This is a genomic window from Acidiphilium multivorum AIU301 (assembly GCF_000202835.1).
In the GTDB taxonomy this organism is placed as follows: Bacteria; Pseudomonadota; Alphaproteobacteria; order Acetobacterales; family Acetobacteraceae; genus Acidiphilium; species Acidiphilium multivorum.
In genome coordinates, this window is sequence record NC_015186.1 from 631,573 (window position 1) to 651,045 (window position 19,473).

The window sequence follows — 19,473 nt, forward strand, 5'->3', positions numbered from 1 at the left end:
CGGCGTCAGCCCGCGAAGAAGATCAGCGTCGTCAGCGCGAAGAGCGGCAGCAGCACTGCGGATGCTGCCAGCATATAACCGAAGAAGCCCGGCATCCGCACGCCCCGCCGAGCGGCGATCGCGCGGATCATCAGGTTCGGCGCATTGCCGAGATAGGTCAGCCCGCCGAACAGCACCGAGCCGGCGGCGAAGCTCGTGAGCAGCGTCGCCGGCGGGGCGATCAGCTGCGCCGCGTTGCCGCCCGCCGCCTCGAAGAACATCAGATAGGTCGGCCCGCTATCGAGAAATGCCGAGGACAGGCCCGAGGCCCAGAACCACCCCGCCGCCGATTGCGGCAGCCCCGCCGCCGTCACGGTGCGCAACACCGGCGGAATCGTCGCGAAGATCGCGAAGAACAGGATGGCGATCTCGCGCATCGGCGCCCAGGCGAACTGGTTGCGCGCGCGGATTGCCCGCGGCGTGACCCGCTCGGATGCCGCGACGAAGACGATTGCTGTCAGCGTGATCGCGATCTGCCCCGCCGGCAGCGATGCCGGCCCGATCGCGATCTCCGGTCCCGGCACGATGCCGGCCACCGTGAGCACCGCGATGAAGATGCCCAGCATCGCCAGATTGGCGCCGCCACGCACCCTGATCCGCTCAGCCGGCCGCACCGGCTCACGCCGCGCCAGTCGCCAGTCGATGGCGAAGGTGAGGGCCAGCACAGGCAAGACCACCACCAGCATCGGCCCGGCAAGGTTGAACAACGGCCAGAAAAACGGCACCCCGCGCAAAAAGCCGATCAGCAGCGGCGGGTCACCGAGCGGAGTCAGCGCGCCCCCGGCATTGGCGACGACGAAAATGAACGCCAGCACCAGGTGCCGCACCTCGCGCCGCGCCGCGTTCGCCGACAGCAGCGGATGGATCAGCAGCAGCGAGGCCGCGATCGTGCCCATCGCCGAGGCGAGCAGCGTGCCCGCCGCCAGCAGCAGGAGGTTGCCGCCCGGCCGCCCCCACGGCCCGCCGGCGATCAGCACCCCGCCGCCCAGCGTGTAGAGCGCCATCAGCACCGCGATGAAGGGGAGGAAATCGACCAGCCCTGAATGCCACAGCTGTGTCAGCGCCGCCGCCGGCCCGGCGGCCTCGGCCCCGAACACGAGGCCGAGCGCCACCCAGAACAGGCTGATCCGCAGCATGTATCGGTGCCAGAGCCGTGGCGCCACGCCGGGCAGCAGCGCGAAACTCGCCAGCGTGCCGAAGAACGGAACGAGCGCGGCAAGTCCGGTCACATGCGGGTGCATCGTGCGCCGCCTTTCAAGATGTCATCGGACAGGGCAGGGCGGATTTGCGCGCGCGGCGGCCTCAAACTAAAGATGCGGTAACGGAACACGGTCACGAAGGAGAGCACGCCCCATGGAAATGTCGGGAGAACGGCTGATTGCTGCGCCGCGCGAGGCGGTCTGGGCCGCGCTGAACGACCCCGAAGTCCTCAAGGCGTGCATACAGGGCTGCGAATCCATTGAAAAGCTCTCCGATACCGAGATGACCGCGACCGTTGCCGCCAAGATCGGCCCGATTTCCGCGCGGTTCAATGGCAAGGTGACACTCGCCGATCTCGACCCGCCGAACGCCTACACGATTTCCGGTGAAGGGCAGGGCGGTGTCGCCGGCTTCGCCAAGGGTGGGGCGAAGGTGCAGCTCGCCGATGCCGAGGGCGGCACGAAACTGACCTATCAGGTCTCGGCGCAGATCGGCGGCAAGATGGCCCAGCTCGGCGCCCGCCTGATCGATTCGGTGGCGAAATCCTACGCCGAATCCTTCTTCACGAAATTTTCCGAACGGCTCGCGCCCGCGCCCGAAGCCGCACCCGCGCCGACCCCCACCAAGGAGACGACCAGCATGGCCGAACACGCACATGACCACGCCCATCCCGCCCATGGCGAGGACCGCAGCAACCCGGTCATCGCCGGGCTGCCCCTCGGAATCTGGGTTCCCATCATCATTTCCGCCGTTGTCGTGGCGCTGGTCATTTCTAAATTCCTTGGATGACCGAAACCTCCCTCCCGCGCACCGTCGCCGAAACCGCCGAACTGCTCGCCCGCGGCAACTATGTTGCCGACCGGGCACTGGCGACCAGCGTCCATCTCGCCCTCGCCATGGGCCGCCCGCTCTTCCTCGAGGGCGAGCCCGGCACCGGCAAGACCGAGATCGCCAAGGTGCTGGCCGAGCAGCTCGGCCGGCGCCTCGTGCGCCTGCAATGCTATGACGGGCTCGATCTCGCCGCCGCTGCCTACGAGTGGGACCACGCCCGCCAGCTGATGGAAATCCGCCTTGCCGAATCCGGCGGTGCCAGCCGCGCCTCCCTTCGCGAGACGCTCTATTCCGCCGAATTCCTGCTCCGCCGCCCGCTGCTCTCGGCGATCGATCCGGGCCTGCCGCCCGCCGTCCTTCTGATCGACGAGCTCGACCGCGCGGACGAGCCCTTCGAGGCATTCCTCCTCGAATTGCTGGGCGATTTCCAGATCACCATCCCCGAACTCGGCACCATCGCCGCCTCCACCCGGCCCGTCGTCGTCATCACCTCCAACCGCACCCGCGAGGTGCACGACGCGATCCGCCGCCGCTGCCTCTACCAGTGGGTGGACTACCCCGATGCCGTCCGCGAGCGCGCCATCCTCGCCGCCCGCGCGCCCGGCGTGCCGGCGAAGCTCTCCGCCCAGGTGGTCGAATTCGTGCAGCGCATCCGCACCACCGACATCTTCAAGCTCCCCGGCGTCGCCGAAACGATCGACTGGGCCTCCGCCCTCGCCGCGCTGGACGAGGTCGAGCTCGCCCCCGCCGCGGTCGAGGACACGCTCGGCGCCCTGCTGAAATACCAGGACGACATCGCCAAAATCCGTGGCGAGACCGCCGCCCGCCTGACCGGGGAGGCGATCCAGGCGGCATGAGCGCCTCCGATACGGGACGGCTCGCGCCGAATGTGATGCATTTCGCGCGCCTGCTCCGGCGCGCCGGCCTGCCTGTCGGCCCCGGCGAGGTCATCGCCGCCGCCGAGGCGCTCACCCATGTCGACATCACCGACCGGCGGGTGATGCGAGCGGCGCTACAGGCGGTGATGCTGCGCCGGCACGAGCACGCGCTGCTGTTCGACCAGGCCTTCTCGGTCTTCTGGCGCAACCCCGACGCCGCCAAATTCGCCCAGATGCTGGCGGCGATGGATGGGCGCGCCCCGCGCGAGGAAAAGGCCGCCGCCGGCGCCCGCCGCCTTGCCGAGGCGATGCAGGCGGCCAAGTCGCGCGAGCAGGAACCCCGCCCCGACGAACGCCGCGAGATCGACGCGCTGCTCTCCGCCTCTGGCCAGGAACGCCTCGAATCCCTCGATTTCGAGGCGATGAGCGCCGAGGAGATCGCCGCCGCCTACCCGGTCGACGACAATGCCGGCAAGCGGATCGGCTATTTCATCTGGCGCCCCTACCGCCCCGGCACGGCGGTGCTGTCGCGGGCGATGCCGATCCTCGGCGGGCTGCTCGCCCTGGCGCTGCTCACCGTCGCCGGCTTCCTCGCCGTCGTCCGCAGCCGCTCGCTCCGGCTACAGGCGAGCGAGGTGCGGATCCATCACCTCGCGTTTCACGATCCGCTGACGGGCCTGCCCAATCGCACCTTCTTCAACGAGAGCGCCGATGCCGCCCTCGCCGCGCTGTCTGGGACCTCGATCGCGCTGCTCTTTCTCGATCTCGACCGCTTCAAGCAGGTGAACGACACGCTGGGCCATCCCGCCGGCGACACGCTGATCCGCGAATTTGGCGCGCGCCTCCGCGCCCTGGTCCGCGAGGAGGACATGGTCGCCCGCGTCGGCGGCGACGAATTCACCGTCATGCTCGCTGGCGTTGCCGGGCGCGAGGATGTGGAGAAGCTCTGCGCGCGCATCGTCGAGTCCGTCCGCGTCCCCTTCGATCTTGATGGCAACCGTGTGTTCGTCGGGCTGAGCATCGGCGTCGCTCTCGCACCGGATCATGGCACGGACCGTATTGACCTGCTCCGCAAGGCCGACATCGCCCTCTACAGTGCCAAATCCACCGGGCGCGGCCGCTTTGCGTTCTTTGACCCGGTCATGGACGACGCGCTCCGCCTTCGCCGCGAAATCGAGGCCGACCTGCGCGCTGCCCTGCAGGAAAGCGGCGAGATCGTGCCGTATTACCAGCCCATTCACGCCGCCGCCGGCCATACCATTACCGGGTTCGAGGCGCTGCTGCGCTGGCGCCACCCCGCGCTCGGCTGGATCTCGCCCGACCTGTTCATCCCCATCGCCGAGGAAGCCGGCCTGATCGAGATGATGGGCGAGCGCGTGCTCCGCGAGGCCTGCACTGCCGCGGTCAACTGGCCGAACCGCACCATCGCGGTGAACGCCTCCGGCCCCGAACTCGCCAATCCCGGCTATGCCGAGCGGGTCGCCGCCATCCTGCGCGTCACCGGCCTGCCGCCGCAGCGCCTCGAGATCGAGATCACCGAAACCGCCGCCAACGGCCAGATCGGCACCGCAGCCGAGAACCTCGCATCGCTCCGGGCAATGGGGGTCCGCATCGCCATCGACGACTTCGGCACCGGTTTCTCTTCGCTTGCCCGCCTCCAGCAGCTCCGGGTCGACCGCGTCAAGATCGACCGCAGCTTTATCCACGGCTTCGGCGACCAGGACAGCGACGAGGTCATTGTCCGGGCGATCATCGAGCTCGCCCACGCCCGGGGGCTGCGCGTCACCGCCGAGGGCGTCGAGACACTGGAACAGCGCGAGGGCCTCGCGCGGATCGGCTGCGACGATCTCCAGGGCTTCATCTTCTCGAAGGCGCGGCCTGCCCCCGAAATCGACAGACTCGTCGAGGCCGACGACGCGCCTGCGAACGATATGCCCGCACCGCAGGGCCGTACCGCCTGATGTCAAGCGGCACTTCGCGACACGCGCGGAAGGTTGCCTGTCTGCTCCTCTGTCAACTGCCACCCATATGCAGAATTTCCGACACTGCCTGATCGGTTTGAGAAAGTGATCGCGCGCAGCCTTGCGACTGTCCGGACGATCCTGCGGATGACCTGATCGACTTCCGCTGACCAAAATATGCCCGCCAAATCTTCGTAATCGTCGCCATCACCACATCCCGGCTCCGCCCCCATATCGTCCATGGGGGCGATTGTGGATCCAGCGTCCCCAAGAGCCCGATGCGTTGCCGATCCCCCAAACAACCTGGCCCTTATTCCATGCCGAAAGACCGTCTGATCCCGGTTGGAAGGCGATCGTACGAACGGTTGAACGTGCCGCCCCGCCCTGTCCTTTCTCCCGACTCTCTGCTTGATCCAGCGCAACGCCCGGCACATGCGGTCTGCCTAGCCTCCACACACGCAATAAGCGGCAACCTTCTTGGCGTGGAGCAAGACAATGGCCTTACGTATCGACTCATCGGAAATCATGTCCCGCCGGCGCGTCGTCGCCGGCGCCGCCGGGCTGGCTGGCCTGGCTGCCGGCCTGGTTGCCCTCAGCCGCACGGCCCGGGCGCAGGACCAGGATCAGGACCGGCTGCGCGATCAGGACAAACTGCAGGATCCCGATCAGGACCGCGATCTCGACCGTGACCGCGACCGCGACATGACGCACGACCAGATCGGCGTTGGCCGAGGCCCCGCAGCGGGCGGCCACGGGTCGGGAAGCGGCGCGGGCGGCGGCGGCGGTGCCGGCGGTGGTGGCGCTGGTGGGGGCGGAGGCCGATAGGCCTGCGCAACGTCTGTCCGGGAGGACATGCGGTCTCCACTGGCGGCAGAGCCGGGCGGCGGCATGATGAACTCGCGCGAGACTACCGCGTTTTCTGCAAGCCAAGCCCACTCGCGACAACTGTGTGTGCCCCGGAGCGATCCGGGGCCTTCTTTCCGCCCGCCGGAGCGAACCCGGTATTGGCTCAATCGGAAGCTGTCGCCGTTCATCTCAAGGAGAGGACGTGATGGGCCAGTCGGTAGAGTTGCGCGCCTCCATCAGTTGATGCACCAGACCGGCTACGGTCACGAACCCCGCCGGGAGGCCGCTTGCCTGCGCGGTCTCTCGGCCTGGTTCAACGCGCCACCGCTAGCCTGGTGTTGTCATCAGGATCGACAGCTTCACACCCTCAGCGGAGTCAATGTTGCGTGGCGAGGCGGGATGCTGCTTCGCGGGTTTGGGCCTCGCGGGTCGCAGCCAGCCGAGCGAGACCCTGCCGGCAGGCCGCGAGGATGTCAGGCGGCGCGTGTTCCGGGCGCCCAGCCTCGAAGGGTGGGGCGGGAGCGTATTCGAAGCCCAGCTGGAGGGTTTGCGCCACCTGCGGACCGGCAATCTCGGCGAGGACCACGAGCGCGAAATCAATTCCCGCGGTCACACCGCCGCCGGTGATGACGTTGCCATCGCGCACCACGCGGCCGTCATCCGGAATTGCGCCGAACGGCTTCAGCAGGTCTCGCCACGCCCAGTGGCACGCGGCGCGCCGCCCCCGCAACAGCCCGGCGGCGCCGAGGATCAGCGAACCGGTGCAGACCGAGGTGATGTAGCGTGCATCGGCGGCAAGTCGGCGGAGTTCGGAGATAAAGCCGTCGTCCAGCGCCGCGTCGAGCGCGTTTGTGCCGCCCGGCACGCAGAGAAGGTCACAGCCGGGAACGTCCGCAAGGCGGGCGGTGCGGGCGAAGACGAGGCCGTCGCTCGGCACATCGCCGCCATCGCGACTGGCGACGATGACCTCGCATCCCGGCGCGCGGATGAAGAACTGGTGCGGACCCGTGAAATCGAGCTGGGTCATGCCCGGATAGACGGCGAAGAGGATACGAAATGGCGGTGGGGACATGGGGTATCTCCGATGATGCGACCGAGTGTCCCATGACGGCACGATTGACGAAATGACCATGATCCCTCATTTCAGGCCATGGCCCGGCATATCGGCATCCTGATCTATCAGGACTTCCAGATCCTCGACGCCTCGGGGCCGATCACGGCGTTCGAGATCGCCGCGCGGCATCAGGCGGACGTGTATCGGCTGGCGATCCTCTCCGCATCTGGCGGCCCCGTCCGCTCATCGTCCGGCGCCGTGCTGGGCAGCGAACCCGCCAGTGCGGCCGGTGCGCTGGACACTCTGATCGTGACGGGCGGCAGAGGCTGCCGGCGGGCAATGGAGTGTCCCGAGATCCGTGCCTTCGTCGTGGCGCAGGCGCGGGGAGCGAGGCGGCTGTGCAGCGTCTGTTCGGGTGCTTTCCTGCTGGCGGCGGCGGGCGTTCTGGACGGGCGGCGGGTGACGACGCATTGGCGACGGACGGAGGAACTGGCGCGGCTGTTTCCGCGCCTCCTGGTCGAGCCGGATGCCATTCACATCCGTGACGGGGCGATATGGACCTCGGCGGGGATTACCGCCGGCATCGATCTGTCGCTGGCGCTGATCGCCGGGGACCTGGGCGAGGCGGTGGCGCGGCGCGTGGCGCAGGAGATGGTGGTCTATTATCGCCGGCCGGGCGGGCAGTCGCAGTTTTCGGCGCTGATCGAGATGGGTGGAGGAGACGGACGCTTCGCCGGGCTGCTCGGCTGGATGCGCGACCATCTGGACGCGCGTCTGACCGTCGAGGTGCTGGCCGAACGGGCCGCGATGAGTCCACGGCATTTCTCGCGGGCATTCAGCCGGTCGGTCGGCATGAGTCCGGCGAGGGCGGTGGAGCGCCTGCGGCTGGAGACCGCGCGCGAGCGGGTCGAACATTCCAGCATGCCCATCGAGGTGATTGCCGGGATGGTCGGGTTTCACGACCCGGAACGCATGCGGCGGGCGTTCCTGCGCGCCTTCGGCCAGCCGCCGCAGGCCTTGCGCCGCAGCGCGCAAGCGCAATGACGGCGACGGGTCACGCCGGCTGTTTCCCGTATCGGCAACGGGCAAGGAGCCGAGCGCGGGAGGTCGGACTCCCGCGCGTTGACCGGATGCGGCTACTGCATGAACCAGCCATGGCTGACGACCATCGACTGGCCGGTCAGGGCATTGCTCGGGAATCCGGCGAAATGGAGCACCGCGGCGGCGACGTCTTCCACGGTTGTGAATTCGCCGTCCACGGTGTCTTTCAGCATGACATTGCGCACGACGTCATCCTCGCTGATGCCGAGTTCCTTTGCCTGTTCCGGGATCTGCTTTTCGACCAGCGGCGTCCGCACGAAGCCGGGGCAGACGACATTGGCGCGGACATTATGTTCCGCGCCCTCCTTGGCGAGAACCTTGCAGAGGCCGATCAGCCCATGCTTCGCGGTGACATAGGGCGCTTTCAGCTTCGACGCCTCCTTTGAATGCACCGACCCGATATAGACGACCGAGCCGCTTTTCTGCGCATACATGTATTTCAGGCAGGCGCGCGTCGTCAGGAATGCGCCGTCGAGATGTATCGAGAGCAGCTTCTTCCAGTCGGAAAAGGGAAACTCGGCAAGCGGCCTGACGATCTGGATGCCGGCATTGCTCACCAGCACATCGATCCGGCCGAACCTTTCAGCGGCGGCGGCAACGCCGTCCTCCACGTGTTGCTCGTCGGTGACGTCCATCGAAACCGCCAGCGGCGCCGGCCCGAAGGTCGCGATGGCGCTTGCCGTCTTGCGTGCGGCGTCGAGATCGAGATCGGCGATCACGGCGTGGCCGCCTTCTCTGGCGAACTGTTCAGCGATGGCGCGGCCGATGCCGCTGGCGGCGCCGGTGATGATGCCGACCTTGCCGTCGAAACGGGCCATGGGAAAATCCTTTTCTCTTGAGGGGAATCCGGAGGGTCGATCAGGCAAGATAGTCGTGGACGACCTCGCCGAGATCGAGCGTCATGTCCGCGAGGATGTGGGAGGCGGCGACGACTTCGCGAACCGGCAGATCGGCGACCGGGGCGAGGGCGTGCGGATAGAGCGCGAGCGCGGCGGGACCGGTCCAGGCACCTTTCAGGACGATGTCGCTCATGTGATAGCGCACCAGTTCGCAGATGCGTGGCGAACCGTCGACATGCGGGATGATCTTGAGCAGGAAGTTCGGCTCATGCATCGAGGAGAGAACCGGATCGTGATCGAGCGTATGGTGCTTGTAGCCCATCGTGCCGGTGGCCACCCGGATTCGGCCGTAATCGAGCGTGCCAACCAGCGTGTCGATTTCGACTTCCAGGACCGGGCGCGCGAGTTTCTTCGGAAAGCCCCAGATCTCCCGTCCGCCGGCGATCGGCGGATGGTCGTTCAGGAACATCGAATGGACATAGACCCCAGGTTTGCCCTTGTAGCGAACCGGTATCACCTGGCCAGACTCCGTGTAGTCGCCGAAGCCGGTGCTGTCGGGCATGCGGATGAATTCGTATTTCACCACGTCATCGGCGAGTTCGAGCGGTTCGGGGACGATCTTCTCGAGCGCCGCGCGATCGGTGCGGTAGGTGATGATCATGTATTCGCGATTGACGAAGCGATAGGGTCCTTTCGGAAAGCCCGGGCTCGTCAGCGGCATCGCAAAGGCGGTTTCCCTGATCGTTGCTGCATCCATCGTGGCAATGCTCCTCGTCAAGATTCGGTTTTGGCGATGTCGAAGGTCCGCATGCCGAGTTCGTGCGGGTGTGGTTCGCGCCACGGTGCCGCGACCAGCGCGCGCGAGGCATCTTCGTGACCGTGGCGCCATCGTTCCGTGGCGGTGGTACGGTCGAACTGCACGTCCTTGTCGGCGCCCTGCGGATGCTCGGGGCGGTAGATCAAGTGTACGACATCGATCTGTGCCGGGCAGGAAAATTCTTGGAGATGCTTCGCGATCGGATCGTCGCGCAACTCGGGCGGCAGCTTTTCAAGGAAGGCGCAGACCCGGCGGCGCAGGTCCTGGCGGCGTTTCTCCGCGTCGGTGCCATAGCGCGTGCGGCTTGAATAGCGGATGTCCTTCTCGCGTTCGGCGACGCCATCGAGCGTTTTCGGCATCGGCCCACGGGCCGGAAACAGGTCCACCTGGAAGACCAGGCTATTCTCGCGCGGTTCGCAGCGCATCATGTATTCGAGCGGAGTGTTCGAGACGAGCCCGCCGTCCCAATAGGCTTCTCCATCGATTTCGACCGGCGGGAAGCCGGGCGGCAGGGCGCCGCTGGCCATGATGTGCTGCGGCGTGATCCGGCACTCGGCATTGTCGAAATAGATCATGTTGCCTGTACGAATCTGCACGGCGCCAACGGCAAGCCGCGTGGTGCCGCTATTGATCAGGTCGAAATCGACGAGTTCTTCGAGAGTCTGGCGCAGGTGGGCCGTATCGTAGAAGCTGAGCGGGTTTTCCGTAATGAAGTCGACCGGATGGCGGGGGCGGAAAAAGCCGGGTTGGCCGAACAGGACCGCGTTGAGCGCGCCGAGCTTCTTCTCGGCGGCGACGTGCAGGGACAGGGCGGGAGGAATGAAACCCGGCCGTGGGGTCGTGACGCGCTTCCAGAATTCGCGAAGCCGTTCGAGGCGGCGCTCCGGCGGATTGCCGACGATCAGGCTTGCATTGATCGCGCCGATCGAGACGCCGATGATCCAGTCGGGGTCGTAGGCGTGCTCCGCGAGTGCCTCGTAGGCGCCGGCTTGGTAGGCACCGAGCGCGCCGCCGCCCTGCAACAGAAGGACGTTCCGCAACCCCGTGGCGCAAGCCGGGGTGGCGGCGGAGGGCTGTCGGGATCTCCGCTTGTTCGTGACCGACATCGGGTAAGCCTTTCCATTGGAGCCTGGCAGGGTTCGGCAAGGCGGTGGCGACAGGCGAGGTGCGGCCAGGTTGAGCCCGCGCGGCAGGATCGATCCGGAACCGGTGACCCGCCATGCGAATGCCGACCCGCCGATATTGACTGCCCTGATTTTGTGCGCTGCGGTAGAGGTCGCGATGACGTGTCAATAACACGTCATCGTCAGAAGAGGCCGTCGGCGACCGGCCGATCGGAAAAATTGCCGATACTGCAAGGACAATCCAGAAACGCACTGGTTCCGGAGCCGGTGTTGTATCACCGTATCTTGAAGCAGCGGGCGTGAACCTGCGGCCGCGGATCCTGATGTCATGATCGGCAACGGGACGATACGATGCCCGGAGCGATCCGCATCACGCAGGTCTGGACTCGTCGCCATAGGCGAGACGGCGTCGGGAGAGGGCGGCCGCGAACAGGTCCCGGGCGATCTTCACGGGGCCGAGAAGCGTGCCATGCTCGATCACCACGGCCGCAGCGAAACGTGGCCTGTCGAGCGGCGCGTAGCCCACGAACAGCGCATTCGGCCGGTCCTGCCACGGCAGTTCGGCATCGTTGTAGTTTTCGGCTTCCATCTCGGCGCTTTCCCCGATGACCTGGGCCGTGCCCGTCTTGCCGGCCATCCTGGCACCCCGGAGCGCGAGGCGGGCGCCCCAGGCGGTGCCGAGGGGCGTGTTGACCACCTCCGCCATACCCTGGCGGACCAGGGCCAGGTGACGATCCGAAAGGGAGAGCGTGGTTGCCGCCGGATGGGTTCGCTCGACCGCTCCGACCGTCCGGATGATTCGCGGGCGAACCGCCCGGCCGGTGCCGATGCGTGCCGCCATCACAGCGAGTGCGAGCGGCGTCAGGACGGTGTAGCCCTGACCGATCCCCTGAACCGCCGTATCGCCCTTGGTCCAGTCGATTTGCCGCTGTTTCGCCCATCGGCGCGTCGGGATGAAGCCTTCGGCGACATTCGGCAGGGCGAGCGCTTCGCGGCCCGTCAGGCCGAGATGCCGGGCCATCGCGGCCATCCGGTCGATTCCGGTGCGCATCGCGACGTGGTAGAAAAAAATGTCGCAGCTCTGCTGCAGGGCCGAGGCGACGTCCATCGAGCCGTGGCCGGAGCGGAGCCAGCAATAGAAGATCCGGTTGCCGATCTTCATGTGTCCGGAACAGAAGAACCTTGTGTCGCCGGTGATCGCGCCGGCTTCGAGTGCGGCGAGGGCGACGGTCGGCTTGAAGGATGAGCCCGGGGCATAGAGTCCGCCGGTCGCACGGTCAGTAAGCGGATGATGCGCCGCCTTCGAGGTCCAGCGCCGCCAGACATGATCGGGCACACCGTCGTCGAACCAGGTCGGGTCGAACGAGGGCGCGCTGGCCATGGCGAGCAGGTCGCCTGTGCTGGTGTCGATCAGCACCGCGGCGCCGGGCCGCCCGTTCAGGGCGCCGGCAGCGGTGCGCTGCAATCCGGCATCGAGGGTGAGACCGACGGCGTGCCCCTCGCGCGCCGGGCGTCGCGTGATGACGCGAACGACGGCCCCGCCGGCGTCGACCTCATCCTCGACGATGCCGGGCGATCCGAAGAGCGCGGCATTGGCCGATTTTTCGATGCCGCTGCCGCCGACGCGCACACCCGGCAGGGCGAGAACCGGCTCGCGCCCCGCATCGGCGCTGTCCGGGCGGACGACGTAGCCCACCGGATGGGCGGTAAGCGGGCCGAGCGGGTAGAATCGCCGGAAGCCGCGATCGATGATGAGGCCGGGCAGCGATGGCCTGTGAACTTCGAGTCTGGCCATCTCGTCCCAGCCGAGATCCTTCTTGACGAGGATCGGCAGGAAATGGATCGGCCCGGTGGCGAGCTTCGCAAGCCGGGCGCGATCGGCCGGCGACAGCGACACGATCCGTTCCAGGCGCGCGATCGTGGCGGCAGGGTCAGACGCCGCCGTCATCAGGAACAGGGCCTGCCATTGCTGGCGATTGCCGGCCAGAATGACGCCGTTGCGGTCAGTGATCAGTCCGCGTTCCGGCGCGATCAGCCGTTCGCTCACCGCGTTCTTGCGGGCGAGCCGGCTGTAGCGGCTGTGATCGACGATCTCCATCTCGTAGAGTCGCGCAGTCAGCGCCGAGAACAGCGCGACCTGGCTGCCTCCGATGATCATGGCGCGCCGGGTGAAGACGGCACGCTGCTTCTTGTCGCGTTGCGCGTTCATGCGGGCGGTCTGCCTCGCGCCGCGGCCGGTGCCAAGACACGGTTCGATGATCGTTGCCGGTCTCACGCGGCTTTGACTCCCCGCGGCGTGAAACGGGGCGGTTCGCCATATGTGGCATGGCAGGGTTTCGCACCGGGCGGCCGGCGTGCAAGGGCATGTGACCTGGCGGGGGTCGTTCTGGCGGAAAGCCGCGGCGCTGCGTCCTGGTCACCGGGTCGTTGCCCGGATGGGGGCGCGCGACTGGCCAGATGGCGTCCTTGACGGCACGGCGGCTTGTCACTCTATGTTGACCGAGGCCCGGCGCGGGCGAACCGCACCGTCCCGCCCGCATTCACCGAGGAGACCCGTCATGAAGCCGAAGCACAGTGCCCTGTCGATGCTCACCCTGGCCGCCGCGCTCGCGCCGGCGCTGCCGCATGCGACGGCGGCGAAGGCGGCGAGCGGGATCGTTCTCGCCGCGGCCAATCCCTGCGCACCGCAGAATCCGTGCGCGCCGCAATCCGGCGCGACGAACGGGCAGACGAATTCGGGCAACCCTTGCGCTCCGCAGAACCCCTGCGCGCCGCAGAAATAGGCGTTTCGCCGCGGCGGCGGGCGCGCGCCGGATACGCCGCGGCAGCCCAGATCGCCGCCTGGGCGCGGGCCGGAACCAGCGCGCCCGCGCGGTTGCCCGGCACTGCCGAGGGGTTCGCCGAATGGACGCAATATCCGCAGCCAGAGGCGTTGGATCCGGTGTCAGGCTGGCGGTTCTTCTACCATGCCCATGCGGTGCGTGAGCGGTTGCGCGCCGAGCATGGGCATTTCCACATCTTCACGCCGGGGCCGGCGGGCGGGATGGGCTTCACGCATCTGATCGGCATTTCGGTTGACGTGCAGGGGCTGCCGATCCGGCTGTTCACAACCAATCGCTGGGTGACTGACGAAGCCTGGCAACCAGCGGCGGCGATCGGACCACGCGCCTCGCGGCCGCGCCTGGCGGGGGCGTCGCCCGGCGATGTGGCGCGCTGGCTGGAAAATCTCGTTGTCCTGTTCGCGCCGGACATCGTCGCGCTGCTGTACGCCCGGGATGCGCGGATGGGATCGGGGATCGGCCCTGACGACCGGCGGTTCGAGGATCGCAGGTTGCGGATACCGAGCCAGATGCGGGTTTCCCTCGCCGCCGCCCTGCGGCGTCTCGCCGCGGCATAGAAAACATTCATTTCCGCTACCGTGTTTTGCAGGACAATCGTTCTGCCCAAGGAGGCCTTGCCGACATCCCCATTTTCATTTTTCCGGAACTATTGACCGGCCTTTGGTAGGTCACAAAAATCGTCTCGAAAGTCTTAATTCGAACGATCACGCGGCCGGCGAGTCCGGCGCGCAATCCGGGCAAGATGGACCTCGAAGGAGGAAGGATGAAGGCGGGCGGTTTCGGAATGGCCGGCGCAATCGCTGCTGGCCGCAATGCCGGGAATGGCGCCTCGCCGGCGGTTGTCACGCGGGGTGAGGCATGAGCCAGATTGCCGCGACCGGGCCGCGTCCGCCGCGAGTTCTGCTGGCCGCAGCGAGCGTCGTCATCGTCGGGCTTCTCGCGATGACCATGCCGGCTACCGGCGGCAGGCTGCCGGCGCTGGTTCTGATCGGTGCGGCAATGGGCATGACGCTGGCCCACGGCGGCTACGGTTTCGCCTATGGCTGGCGCGCGCTGGTCCTGCGCCGTGACGGCAGCGGGGCGATGGCCAATCTTCTCATGCTCGCGGCGGCGACGGTGCTGTTCGCCCCCATTCTGGCGCGGGGAGCGGTGTTCGGCCATGGCGTGGCCGGTGCGATCGCGCCAGCGGGCGTGCCGGTCGCGGTCGGTTCGTTTCTGTTCGGGGTGGGGATGCAGATGTCCGGCGCCTGTGCCTCGGGCTGCCTGTATGCGTCGGGCGGCGGCAATCTGCGCACGTTGCTCGCGTTGCTGTTCTTTTGCGCGGGAGCCTTCATCGCAACATTCCAGCTGCCCTGGTGGCTTTCCCTGCCTTCGCTTGGCGCGGTCTCGTTCGGTGGCATGATCGGCTGGGGCCCGGGCGCGGCCCTGCAGATCGTTGCGCTCGGCGGCCTTGCGCTGATACTGCGGCGGTTCGCGCCGCCGGCCTCGCCGATGATGCGCGCCTGGCTGCCGCAAGGGAGTGCCTGGTTCCGTGGCCCCTGGCCGCTCCCTTTCGCCGCGCTGATGCTGGCCGGGCTGAACTGGTTGACCCTCCTGATCGCCGGGCATCCCTGGTCGATCGTCTGGGGGTTCACGCTCTGGGGCGCGAAGGGGGCGAGCCTGCTCGGCTGGGTGCCGCCCGCGCACGGCTTCTGGAGCTGGCCGTTCCCGCACGCGGCGCTTTCCCACGGCATTCTGGCCGACGAGACGTCGGTGATGAATATCAGCATCGTTCTCGGTGCGCTGCTTGCAAGCGCGATCGGCGGACGGTTCAGCCTGACCGCGAAATTCGAGCCGCTGCCGTTGCTTTCCGCGGCGCTGGGCGGTCTTGCCATGGGTTATGGCGCGCGGCTCGCCTTCGGCTGCAATATTGGCAGCCTGTTCAGCGGCATCGCCTCGACTAGCCTGCACGGCTGGGAGTGGCTTGTTTTCGCGCTGCTCGGCACGCCCGTGGGCATCGCGCTCAGACGACGGTTCGGACTGCCGGACTGAATGGACATGCGGGCGGCCGGCGCAGGCCGGCGCCTCGCCAGGGATCAGGGAGATCATCATGAAACTGTCAGTCATTCCGGCATTCGGTCTTGCCGCGGCCGTTCTCGGCGGCACGGCCTTCGCCGCGAAGCCGGTGCCGCCGCTGGTGAGCGCGGATTGGGTCGCGGCCCATGCGTGCAAGCCAGGCGTCGTCATGCTCGACGTCCGCAATCCGATCGGCGGCGGCAACGTGCAGACCTATATGCACGGGCACGTGCCGTGCGCGGTCTACAGCAATTATGCGCAGAACGGCCTATGGCGGAAGGATGTCGACGGCGCGCCGGGGATGGTGCCGCCCGTCGCGGAGCTGGAGACCCTGATCGGCGGCCTCGGTATCGGCAACCGCACGCGCGTGGTCATCTACACGGCCGGGACGAGCGCCACCGACATGGCGAGCGCCGCGCGTGTGTTCTGGACCTTCAAGTATCTGGGCGACAACAATGTCTCCATCCTGAACGGCGGCTATGCCGGATATGTCGGGCGGGGCAGCACGCCGGCCCATCCGGTGCAGGCGGGCTTCGTCAAGCCGGTGGCGACACGCTTCGTGGCCCATGTCAGGCCGCGCCTGCTGGCGACGGAGGCCGAGGTGGAGCGGGCGATGAAGGCGCACGTTCCGCTGGTCGACGACCGGCCGTCGGCGCAATATCTCGGCGTGAACCTCGCGCCGGTGGATACGCGTCCGGGCACGATTCCCGGAGCGCGCAACCTTCCCGAAAGCTGGTTGACGGTGAACGATGGCGGCGTGTTCCGCACGCCGGCGGATCTTGCCGGGCTCTACAAGGCGGCAGGGGTGCCGATGGCGGGTCGGCAGATCAATTTCTGCAATACCGCGCACTGGGCGGCGCTCGGCTGGTTTGCCAGCTATGAGCTGCTCGGCAACAAGCAGGCGAAGCTCTACACGGGCTCGATGTCGCAATGGTCGCGCAACGCCGCGCTGCCCGTCGAGCGTCAGGTGCGCTGACCTCGGATGCGTTCTTGTGACACCGCCGTGGCCAGGCTTTGGCCGGGCCACGGCGGTGTCAGCGCTGATCCTGGCAGCCGCAGGAGTTCCGGATCCTCAATTCCGGCGTGAGACGCACGATTTCGAATTGATCATCGGGCCGCGCGATGCGTCTCGTCAGCAGTTCCACCGCCTTCATGGCGATGTCCTCGAGTGGCTGTGCGAGTACTGTGAGCCGGGGGTTGAAGAGTTCGGCCCAGTCGAAATCATCGAACCCGACCAGAGCCATTCCCGCAGGCACCTCTATGCCGGCGTCGCGCAAGGCGTGCATGGCGCCGATCATCATCAGGTTGTTGGAGGCCACGATCGCGGTCGGCCGTGGGTCGAGCCGGAGCAGTTCGCGAACGGCGCGGCGTGCCGGTTCGTTTGCCGATTCTCCGCAACACACCAGGGCGGGATCGAACGGGATGCCGGCCCGATGCAGGGCGTCGCGATACCCTTCGAGCCGCTCGATCGATGTTGAAATTCCTGGAGCTCCCGCCACGAAGCCGATGCGGCGATGGCCGTGGCCGATCAGATGCGAGATGAGCTCGCGGCACGCGACGGTGTTCTCCACGCCGACCTGGTCGAACTCGCCTCGAACGATACGATCGACCAGCACCGACGGTATGCCCTTGCCCTTCAGGTAGTCGAGCGCCCGTCGGTCGGTTCCCGCGGTCGGCGCGAGAATGATGCCGTCCACCCGGCGCTGGTGCAACGCCTTGATGACCCGCAGTTCCTGGTCCGGATCGTCATGCGTGTCGGCCAAGAATATCATCAGGCCCCGCCTTGCGCATTCGGATTCGATCACACGGACCGTTTCCGCAAAATAATGATTTGTCAGGGCAGAGATCGCCACACCGATCGTTTTCGTCGACGCTCCCGCCAGGGCCTGCGCCAGCGAGTTCGGAACGTAGCCGGTCTTCCTGATGGCATCCCTTACAGCTTCGACCGTCGCGGGACGGACTTTTCTGGTGCCGTTGATGACATGCGAAACGGTTGATACCGAAACGCCTGCCCTGTGGGCAACATCTTCCATGGTGGCCAATTGCTCGACCCCTTACAGATCCGGCGACCGGTGATGTCGGTAAGCAGCCGACCGAGGAGATGGGAACAGGGCGACGTTCCCATACTGTCCGATCATGATGCGGCGAGTCACGAAATGGCCCCTCCTTCAGGTGCAGAGCGAACGCGCCGCAGGGTAAAGGGTGCGGAATTTTCGATATCGGTCGTCCAGATCCTCGCGACGGTCCGCTTGCGGCTCGAAGGTCTTTCTGACGGGCAGTGACATGTTCACCGGCTCGTCGATTCCGAGCGCGGCGAAACCGAGTTTCGCCGCGCCGATCCCCGCGCCGAGTTCGCTGCCTTCCAGCGTATGGAGTTCGCGTCCCAGCACGTTCGCCAGCAACTGTCCCCAGTAATCGCTTTTCGCTCCGCCGCCGACCAGAGAACAATGACGAATATCCGAACCTGACTCCTCCACCGAACCCATGGCATCCCGCAGGGCGAAGGCGACTCCTTCGAGAACGGCGTAGCCGAATGACGGCGCCGCGGTCTCGATGCCGACATTCATGAAGCCGCCGCGCACGTTCGGATCGTTGTGCGGGGTACGCTCGCCGGATAGATAGGGCAGAAACAGCGGGGTTGTCGGCGGAACCGGCCGTTCGAGTGGCAGTTCGGCGGCAACCCGATCAAGCAAAGCCTGTTCGCTCGGCATCGACAGCAGTTTCGATACCCAACGCAGCGAATTTGCGCCGCACAGGATGGCCCCCATCGCGTACCATCTCTCTGGCAGCGCGTGGCAGAAGCCGTGAACGCCGCCGGCAATGCGCGCCAGGGGGCGATCGGTGATCGACACGACGGCGGCACTGGTTCCCAGGGTGACAAACGAATTGCCCGGATGTGACGCGCCGATCCCGACCGCGGAGGCCGGATTGTCGGCGCCGCCGCCTGCGACCACGACCTTGCTGTCGAGGCCAAGCTCGCCGGCGGCGCTTCGGGTCAGGGTGCCGGTGGCGGATGTTCCCTCGCACAGGCGGGGAAATTGCCGAGGTTCGAGATGGGTCGCGGCGATCATCGGCTCGAACCATGAGCGGCGATGCACATCAAGAAAGAGAGTGCCGGCGGCATCGGACATATCGGTGACGCGCTCGCCGGTCAGCCGGAGCCGGAGATAGTCCTTGGGCGACAGGAGGCAGTCGATCTTCCGGAATGATTCGATTTCGTGGCCATGCAGCCAAAGCAGCTTGGGTGCCGTGAGGCCGGCCATCGGAAGGCTGCCGGTCGCCTCGATGAACGAGGGATGATTTTCCGCCAGGAACGCCGCTTCGGCAGTGGAGCGCGCATCGTTCCACAAGATCACGGGGCGGATGCTTCGGTTATGCCGATCCAGAAGGACCGCTCCATGCATCTGTCCGGACAGCCCGATCGATCTGACCGCCTCATAAGCTTCGGGATACTGCCGGCGAAGTTCGCGCAGGGCCGTCATGCAGGCGATCCACCAATCCTCGGGATCCTGCTCGGCCCAGCCGGGGTGCGGATGCGATGTCGGCACGGCAGCCGACATGGTGCCGATGACCGCTCCGGATGAGGTCAGCAGGACCGCCTTGACGCCTGATGTCCCGAGGTCGATGCCAAGTGAGAGGGGGGAGGCGAAAGATCTCATTCTCGCAACTGCTCGATATTTCCAATGCTTGCCTGTCTCGCGCTGCGGCGCACGAGACTGCGCCGGAGGTCATGCGTGGAGGCGTTTGCTGTCAACCCATGTGGCCTGCTCCGTGCGGAACCGAAATCCAAAACGATCGCGTGTATGCGGCGAGCCCTGGCGGATGCGGGGGGATGATGCGCAGCGGCACGATGCCGGCCCGCGAGTCGATCTTCTCCTGACCTGCCTA

Annotated in this window: 17 protein-coding genes; 9 read left to right on the forward strand and 8 right to left on the reverse strand. The window is 66.8% G+C overall.

Features of this window, described 5'->3' with window-relative positions:
- Positions 1 to 5: 5 nt before the first annotated feature.
- The gene (locus tag ACMV_RS02760; RefSeq protein ID WP_013639479.1) at positions 6 to 1,280 is read right to left on the reverse strand and encodes a sodium:proton antiporter; all 1,275 of its coding nucleotides are present in this window, start codon (positions 1,278 to 1,280) and stop codon (positions 6 to 8) included.
- 112 nt (positions 1,281 to 1,392) lie between these two features.
- Here ACMV_RS02760 and ACMV_RS02765 point away from each other — a divergent pair, with 112 nt between their 5' ends.
- The 4 genes from ACMV_RS02765 (at position 1,393) to ACMV_RS21100 (ending at position 5,734) form a co-directional block, all read left to right on the forward strand.
- Positions 1,393 to 2,028 (forward strand): SRPBCC family protein, encoded by a 636-nt coding sequence (locus ACMV_RS02765; protein ID WP_013639480.1) that lies wholly within the window; start codon positions 1,393 to 1,395, stop codon positions 2,026 to 2,028.
- Positions 2,025 to 2,927 carry an AAA family ATPase gene (locus ACMV_RS02770; protein WP_013639481.1) on the forward strand — a complete coding sequence of 301 codons (903 nt, stop codon included), beginning with the start codon at positions 2,025 to 2,027 and terminating at the stop codon, positions 2,925 to 2,927. The genes ACMV_RS02765 and ACMV_RS02770 overlap by 4 nt, the downstream gene beginning before the upstream one ends.
- The gene (locus ACMV_RS02775) at positions 2,924 to 4,909 is read left to right on the forward strand and encodes a putative bifunctional diguanylate cyclase/phosphodiesterase (RefSeq protein ID WP_013639482.1); all 1,986 of its coding nucleotides are present in this window, start codon (positions 2,924 to 2,926) and stop codon (positions 4,907 to 4,909) included. Before ACMV_RS02770 ends, ACMV_RS02775 begins: the two co-directional genes overlap by 4 nt.
- Before the next feature lie 495 nt (positions 4,910 to 5,404).
- Positions 5,405 to 5,734 carry a hypothetical protein gene (locus tag ACMV_RS21100; RefSeq protein ID WP_196796278.1) on the forward strand — a complete coding sequence of 110 codons (330 nt, stop codon included), beginning with the start codon at positions 5,405 to 5,407 and terminating at the stop codon, positions 5,732 to 5,734.
- 397 nt (positions 5,735 to 6,131) lie between these two features.
- On the opposite strand, the gene ACMV_RS02785 is transcribed toward ACMV_RS21100, so the two are convergent.
- Positions 6,132 to 6,827, reverse strand: a complete 696-nt coding sequence (locus tag ACMV_RS02785) for a DJ-1/PfpI family protein (RefSeq protein ID WP_035186191.1) — start codon at positions 6,825 to 6,827, stop codon at positions 6,132 to 6,134.
- A 78-nt stretch (positions 6,828 to 6,905) separates the two neighbouring features.
- On the opposite strand from ACMV_RS02785, the gene ACMV_RS02790 reads away from it, so the two are divergent.
- On the forward strand, positions 6,906 to 7,853 hold the full coding sequence (locus ACMV_RS02790) for a GlxA family transcriptional regulator (RefSeq protein ID WP_013639484.1): 948 nt from the start codon (positions 6,906 to 6,908) through the stop codon (positions 7,851 to 7,853).
- A gap of 92 nt (positions 7,854 to 7,945) precedes the next feature.
- Here the strand turns inward: ACMV_RS02790 and ACMV_RS02795 are convergent, their stop codons facing one another.
- The 4 genes from ACMV_RS02795 to mrdA form a co-directional block, all read right to left on the reverse strand.
- Positions 7,946 to 8,728, reverse strand: a complete 783-nt coding sequence (locus ACMV_RS02795) for a 3-hydroxybutyrate dehydrogenase (RefSeq protein ID WP_013639485.1) — start codon at positions 8,726 to 8,728, stop codon at positions 7,946 to 7,948.
- Between the two features lie 40 nt (positions 8,729 to 8,768).
- A complete protein-coding gene (locus tag ACMV_RS02800) occupies positions 8,769 to 9,506 on the reverse strand; it encodes an acetoacetate decarboxylase (protein ID WP_007422113.1) in 738 nt (245 codons plus the stop codon).
- A gap of 17 nt (positions 9,507 to 9,523) precedes the next feature.
- Positions 9,524 to 10,672, reverse strand: coding sequence for a patatin-like phospholipase family protein (locus ACMV_RS02805; protein WP_013639486.1), 1,149 nt, complete (start codon positions 10,670 to 10,672; stop codon positions 9,524 to 9,526).
- A 388-nt stretch (positions 10,673 to 11,060) separates the two neighbouring features.
- Positions 11,061 to 12,899 (reverse strand): penicillin-binding protein 2, encoded by a 1,839-nt coding sequence (mrdA, locus tag ACMV_RS02810; RefSeq protein WP_007422115.1) that lies wholly within the window; start codon positions 12,897 to 12,899, stop codon positions 11,061 to 11,063.
- A 349-nt stretch (positions 12,900 to 13,248) separates the two neighbouring features.
- Here mrdA and ACMV_RS21395 point away from each other — a divergent pair, with 349 nt between their 5' ends.
- The 4 genes from ACMV_RS21395 to ACMV_RS02830 all read left to right on the forward strand — a co-directional run bounded on the left by ACMV_RS21395 (position 13,249) and on the right by ACMV_RS02830 (position 16,561).
- Positions 13,249 to 13,473 carry a hypothetical protein gene (locus ACMV_RS21395; RefSeq protein WP_035186195.1) on the forward strand — a complete coding sequence of 75 codons (225 nt, stop codon included), beginning with the start codon at positions 13,249 to 13,251 and terminating at the stop codon, positions 13,471 to 13,473.
- On the forward strand, positions 13,437 to 14,087 hold the full coding sequence (locus ACMV_RS02820) for a DUF6969 family protein (protein ID WP_013639488.1): 651 nt from the start codon (positions 13,437 to 13,439) through the stop codon (positions 14,085 to 14,087). The genes ACMV_RS21395 and ACMV_RS02820 overlap by 37 nt, the downstream gene beginning before the upstream one ends.
- Before the next feature lie 301 nt (positions 14,088 to 14,388).
- The gene (locus ACMV_RS02825) at positions 14,389 to 15,561 is read left to right on the forward strand and encodes a YeeE/YedE family protein (RefSeq protein WP_013639489.1); all 1,173 of its coding nucleotides are present in this window, start codon (positions 14,389 to 14,391) and stop codon (positions 15,559 to 15,561) included.
- A 58-nt stretch (positions 15,562 to 15,619) separates the two neighbouring features.
- Positions 15,620 to 16,561, forward strand: coding sequence for a sulfurtransferase (locus ACMV_RS02830; protein ID WP_007422118.1), 942 nt, complete (start codon positions 15,620 to 15,622; stop codon positions 16,559 to 16,561).
- 58 nt (positions 16,562 to 16,619) lie between these two features.
- Here ACMV_RS02830 and ACMV_RS02835 read toward each other — a convergent pair whose 3' ends face one another.
- Entirely contained in the window at positions 16,620 to 17,618 is a 999-nt protein-coding gene (locus ACMV_RS02835) for a LacI family DNA-binding transcriptional regulator (RefSeq protein WP_013639490.1), read from the reverse strand.
- Between the two features lie 135 nt (positions 17,619 to 17,753).
- A complete protein-coding gene (gene xylB / locus ACMV_RS02840; protein ID WP_013639491.1) occupies positions 17,754 to 19,244 on the reverse strand; it encodes a xylulokinase in 1,491 nt (496 codons plus the stop codon).
- Between the last annotated feature and the right edge of the window lie 229 nt (positions 19,245 to 19,473).

Bases quoted from the DNA above. Each gene is read 5' to 3' on its own strand.
- ACMV_RS02805 (WP_013639486.1), bottom strand. From the start codon at position 10,672: ATGTCGGTCACGAACAAGCGGAGATCCCGACAGCCCTCCGCCGCCACC.
- ACMV_RS02775 (WP_013639482.1), top strand. From the start codon at position 2,924: ATGAGCGCCTCCGATACGGGACGGCTCGCGCCGAATGTGATGCATTTC.
- ACMV_RS02790 (WP_013639484.1), top strand. From the start codon at position 6,906: ATGGCCCGGCATATCGGCATCCTGATCTATCAGGACTTCCAGATCCTC.
- ACMV_RS02835 (WP_013639490.1), bottom strand. From the start codon at position 17,618: ATGGAAGATGTTGCCCACAGGGCAGGCGTTTCGGTATCAACCGTTTCG.
- ACMV_RS02825 (WP_013639489.1), top strand. From the start codon at position 14,389: ATGAGCCAGATTGCCGCGACCGGGCCGCGTCCGCCGCGAGTTCTGCTG.
- ACMV_RS02830 (WP_007422118.1), top strand. From the start codon at position 15,620: ATGAAACTGTCAGTCATTCCGGCATTCGGTCTTGCCGCGGCCGTTCTC.
- ACMV_RS02765 (WP_013639480.1), top strand. From the start codon at position 1,393: ATGGAAATGTCGGGAGAACGGCTGATTGCTGCGCCGCGCGAGGCGGTC.
- ACMV_RS21395 (WP_035186195.1), top strand. From the start codon at position 13,249: ATGAAGCCGAAGCACAGTGCCCTGTCGATGCTCACCCTGGCCGCCGCG.
- ACMV_RS02785 (WP_035186191.1), bottom strand. From the start codon at position 6,827: ATGTCCCCACCGCCATTTCGTATCCTCTTCGCCGTCTATCCGGGCATG.
- ACMV_RS21100 (WP_196796278.1), top strand. From the start codon at position 5,405: ATGGCCTTACGTATCGACTCATCGGAAATCATGTCCCGCCGGCGCGTC.
- ACMV_RS02760 (WP_013639479.1), bottom strand. From the start codon at position 1,280: ATGCACCCGCATGTGACCGGACTTGCCGCGCTCGTTCCGTTCTTCGGC.
- ACMV_RS02800 (WP_007422113.1), bottom strand. From the start codon at position 9,506: ATGGATGCAGCAACGATCAGGGAAACCGCCTTTGCGATGCCGCTGACG.
- ACMV_RS02795 (WP_013639485.1), bottom strand. From the start codon at position 8,728: ATGGCCCGTTTCGACGGCAAGGTCGGCATCATCACCGGCGCCGCCAGC.
- xylB (WP_013639491.1), bottom strand. From the start codon at position 19,244: ATGAGATCTTTCGCCTCCCCCCTCTCACTTGGCATCGACCTCGGGACA.
- mrdA (WP_007422115.1), bottom strand. From the start codon at position 12,899: ATGAACGCGCAACGCGACAAGAAGCAGCGTGCCGTCTTCACCCGGCGC.
- ACMV_RS02770 (WP_013639481.1), top strand. From the start codon at position 2,025: ATGACCGAAACCTCCCTCCCGCGCACCGTCGCCGAAACCGCCGAACTG.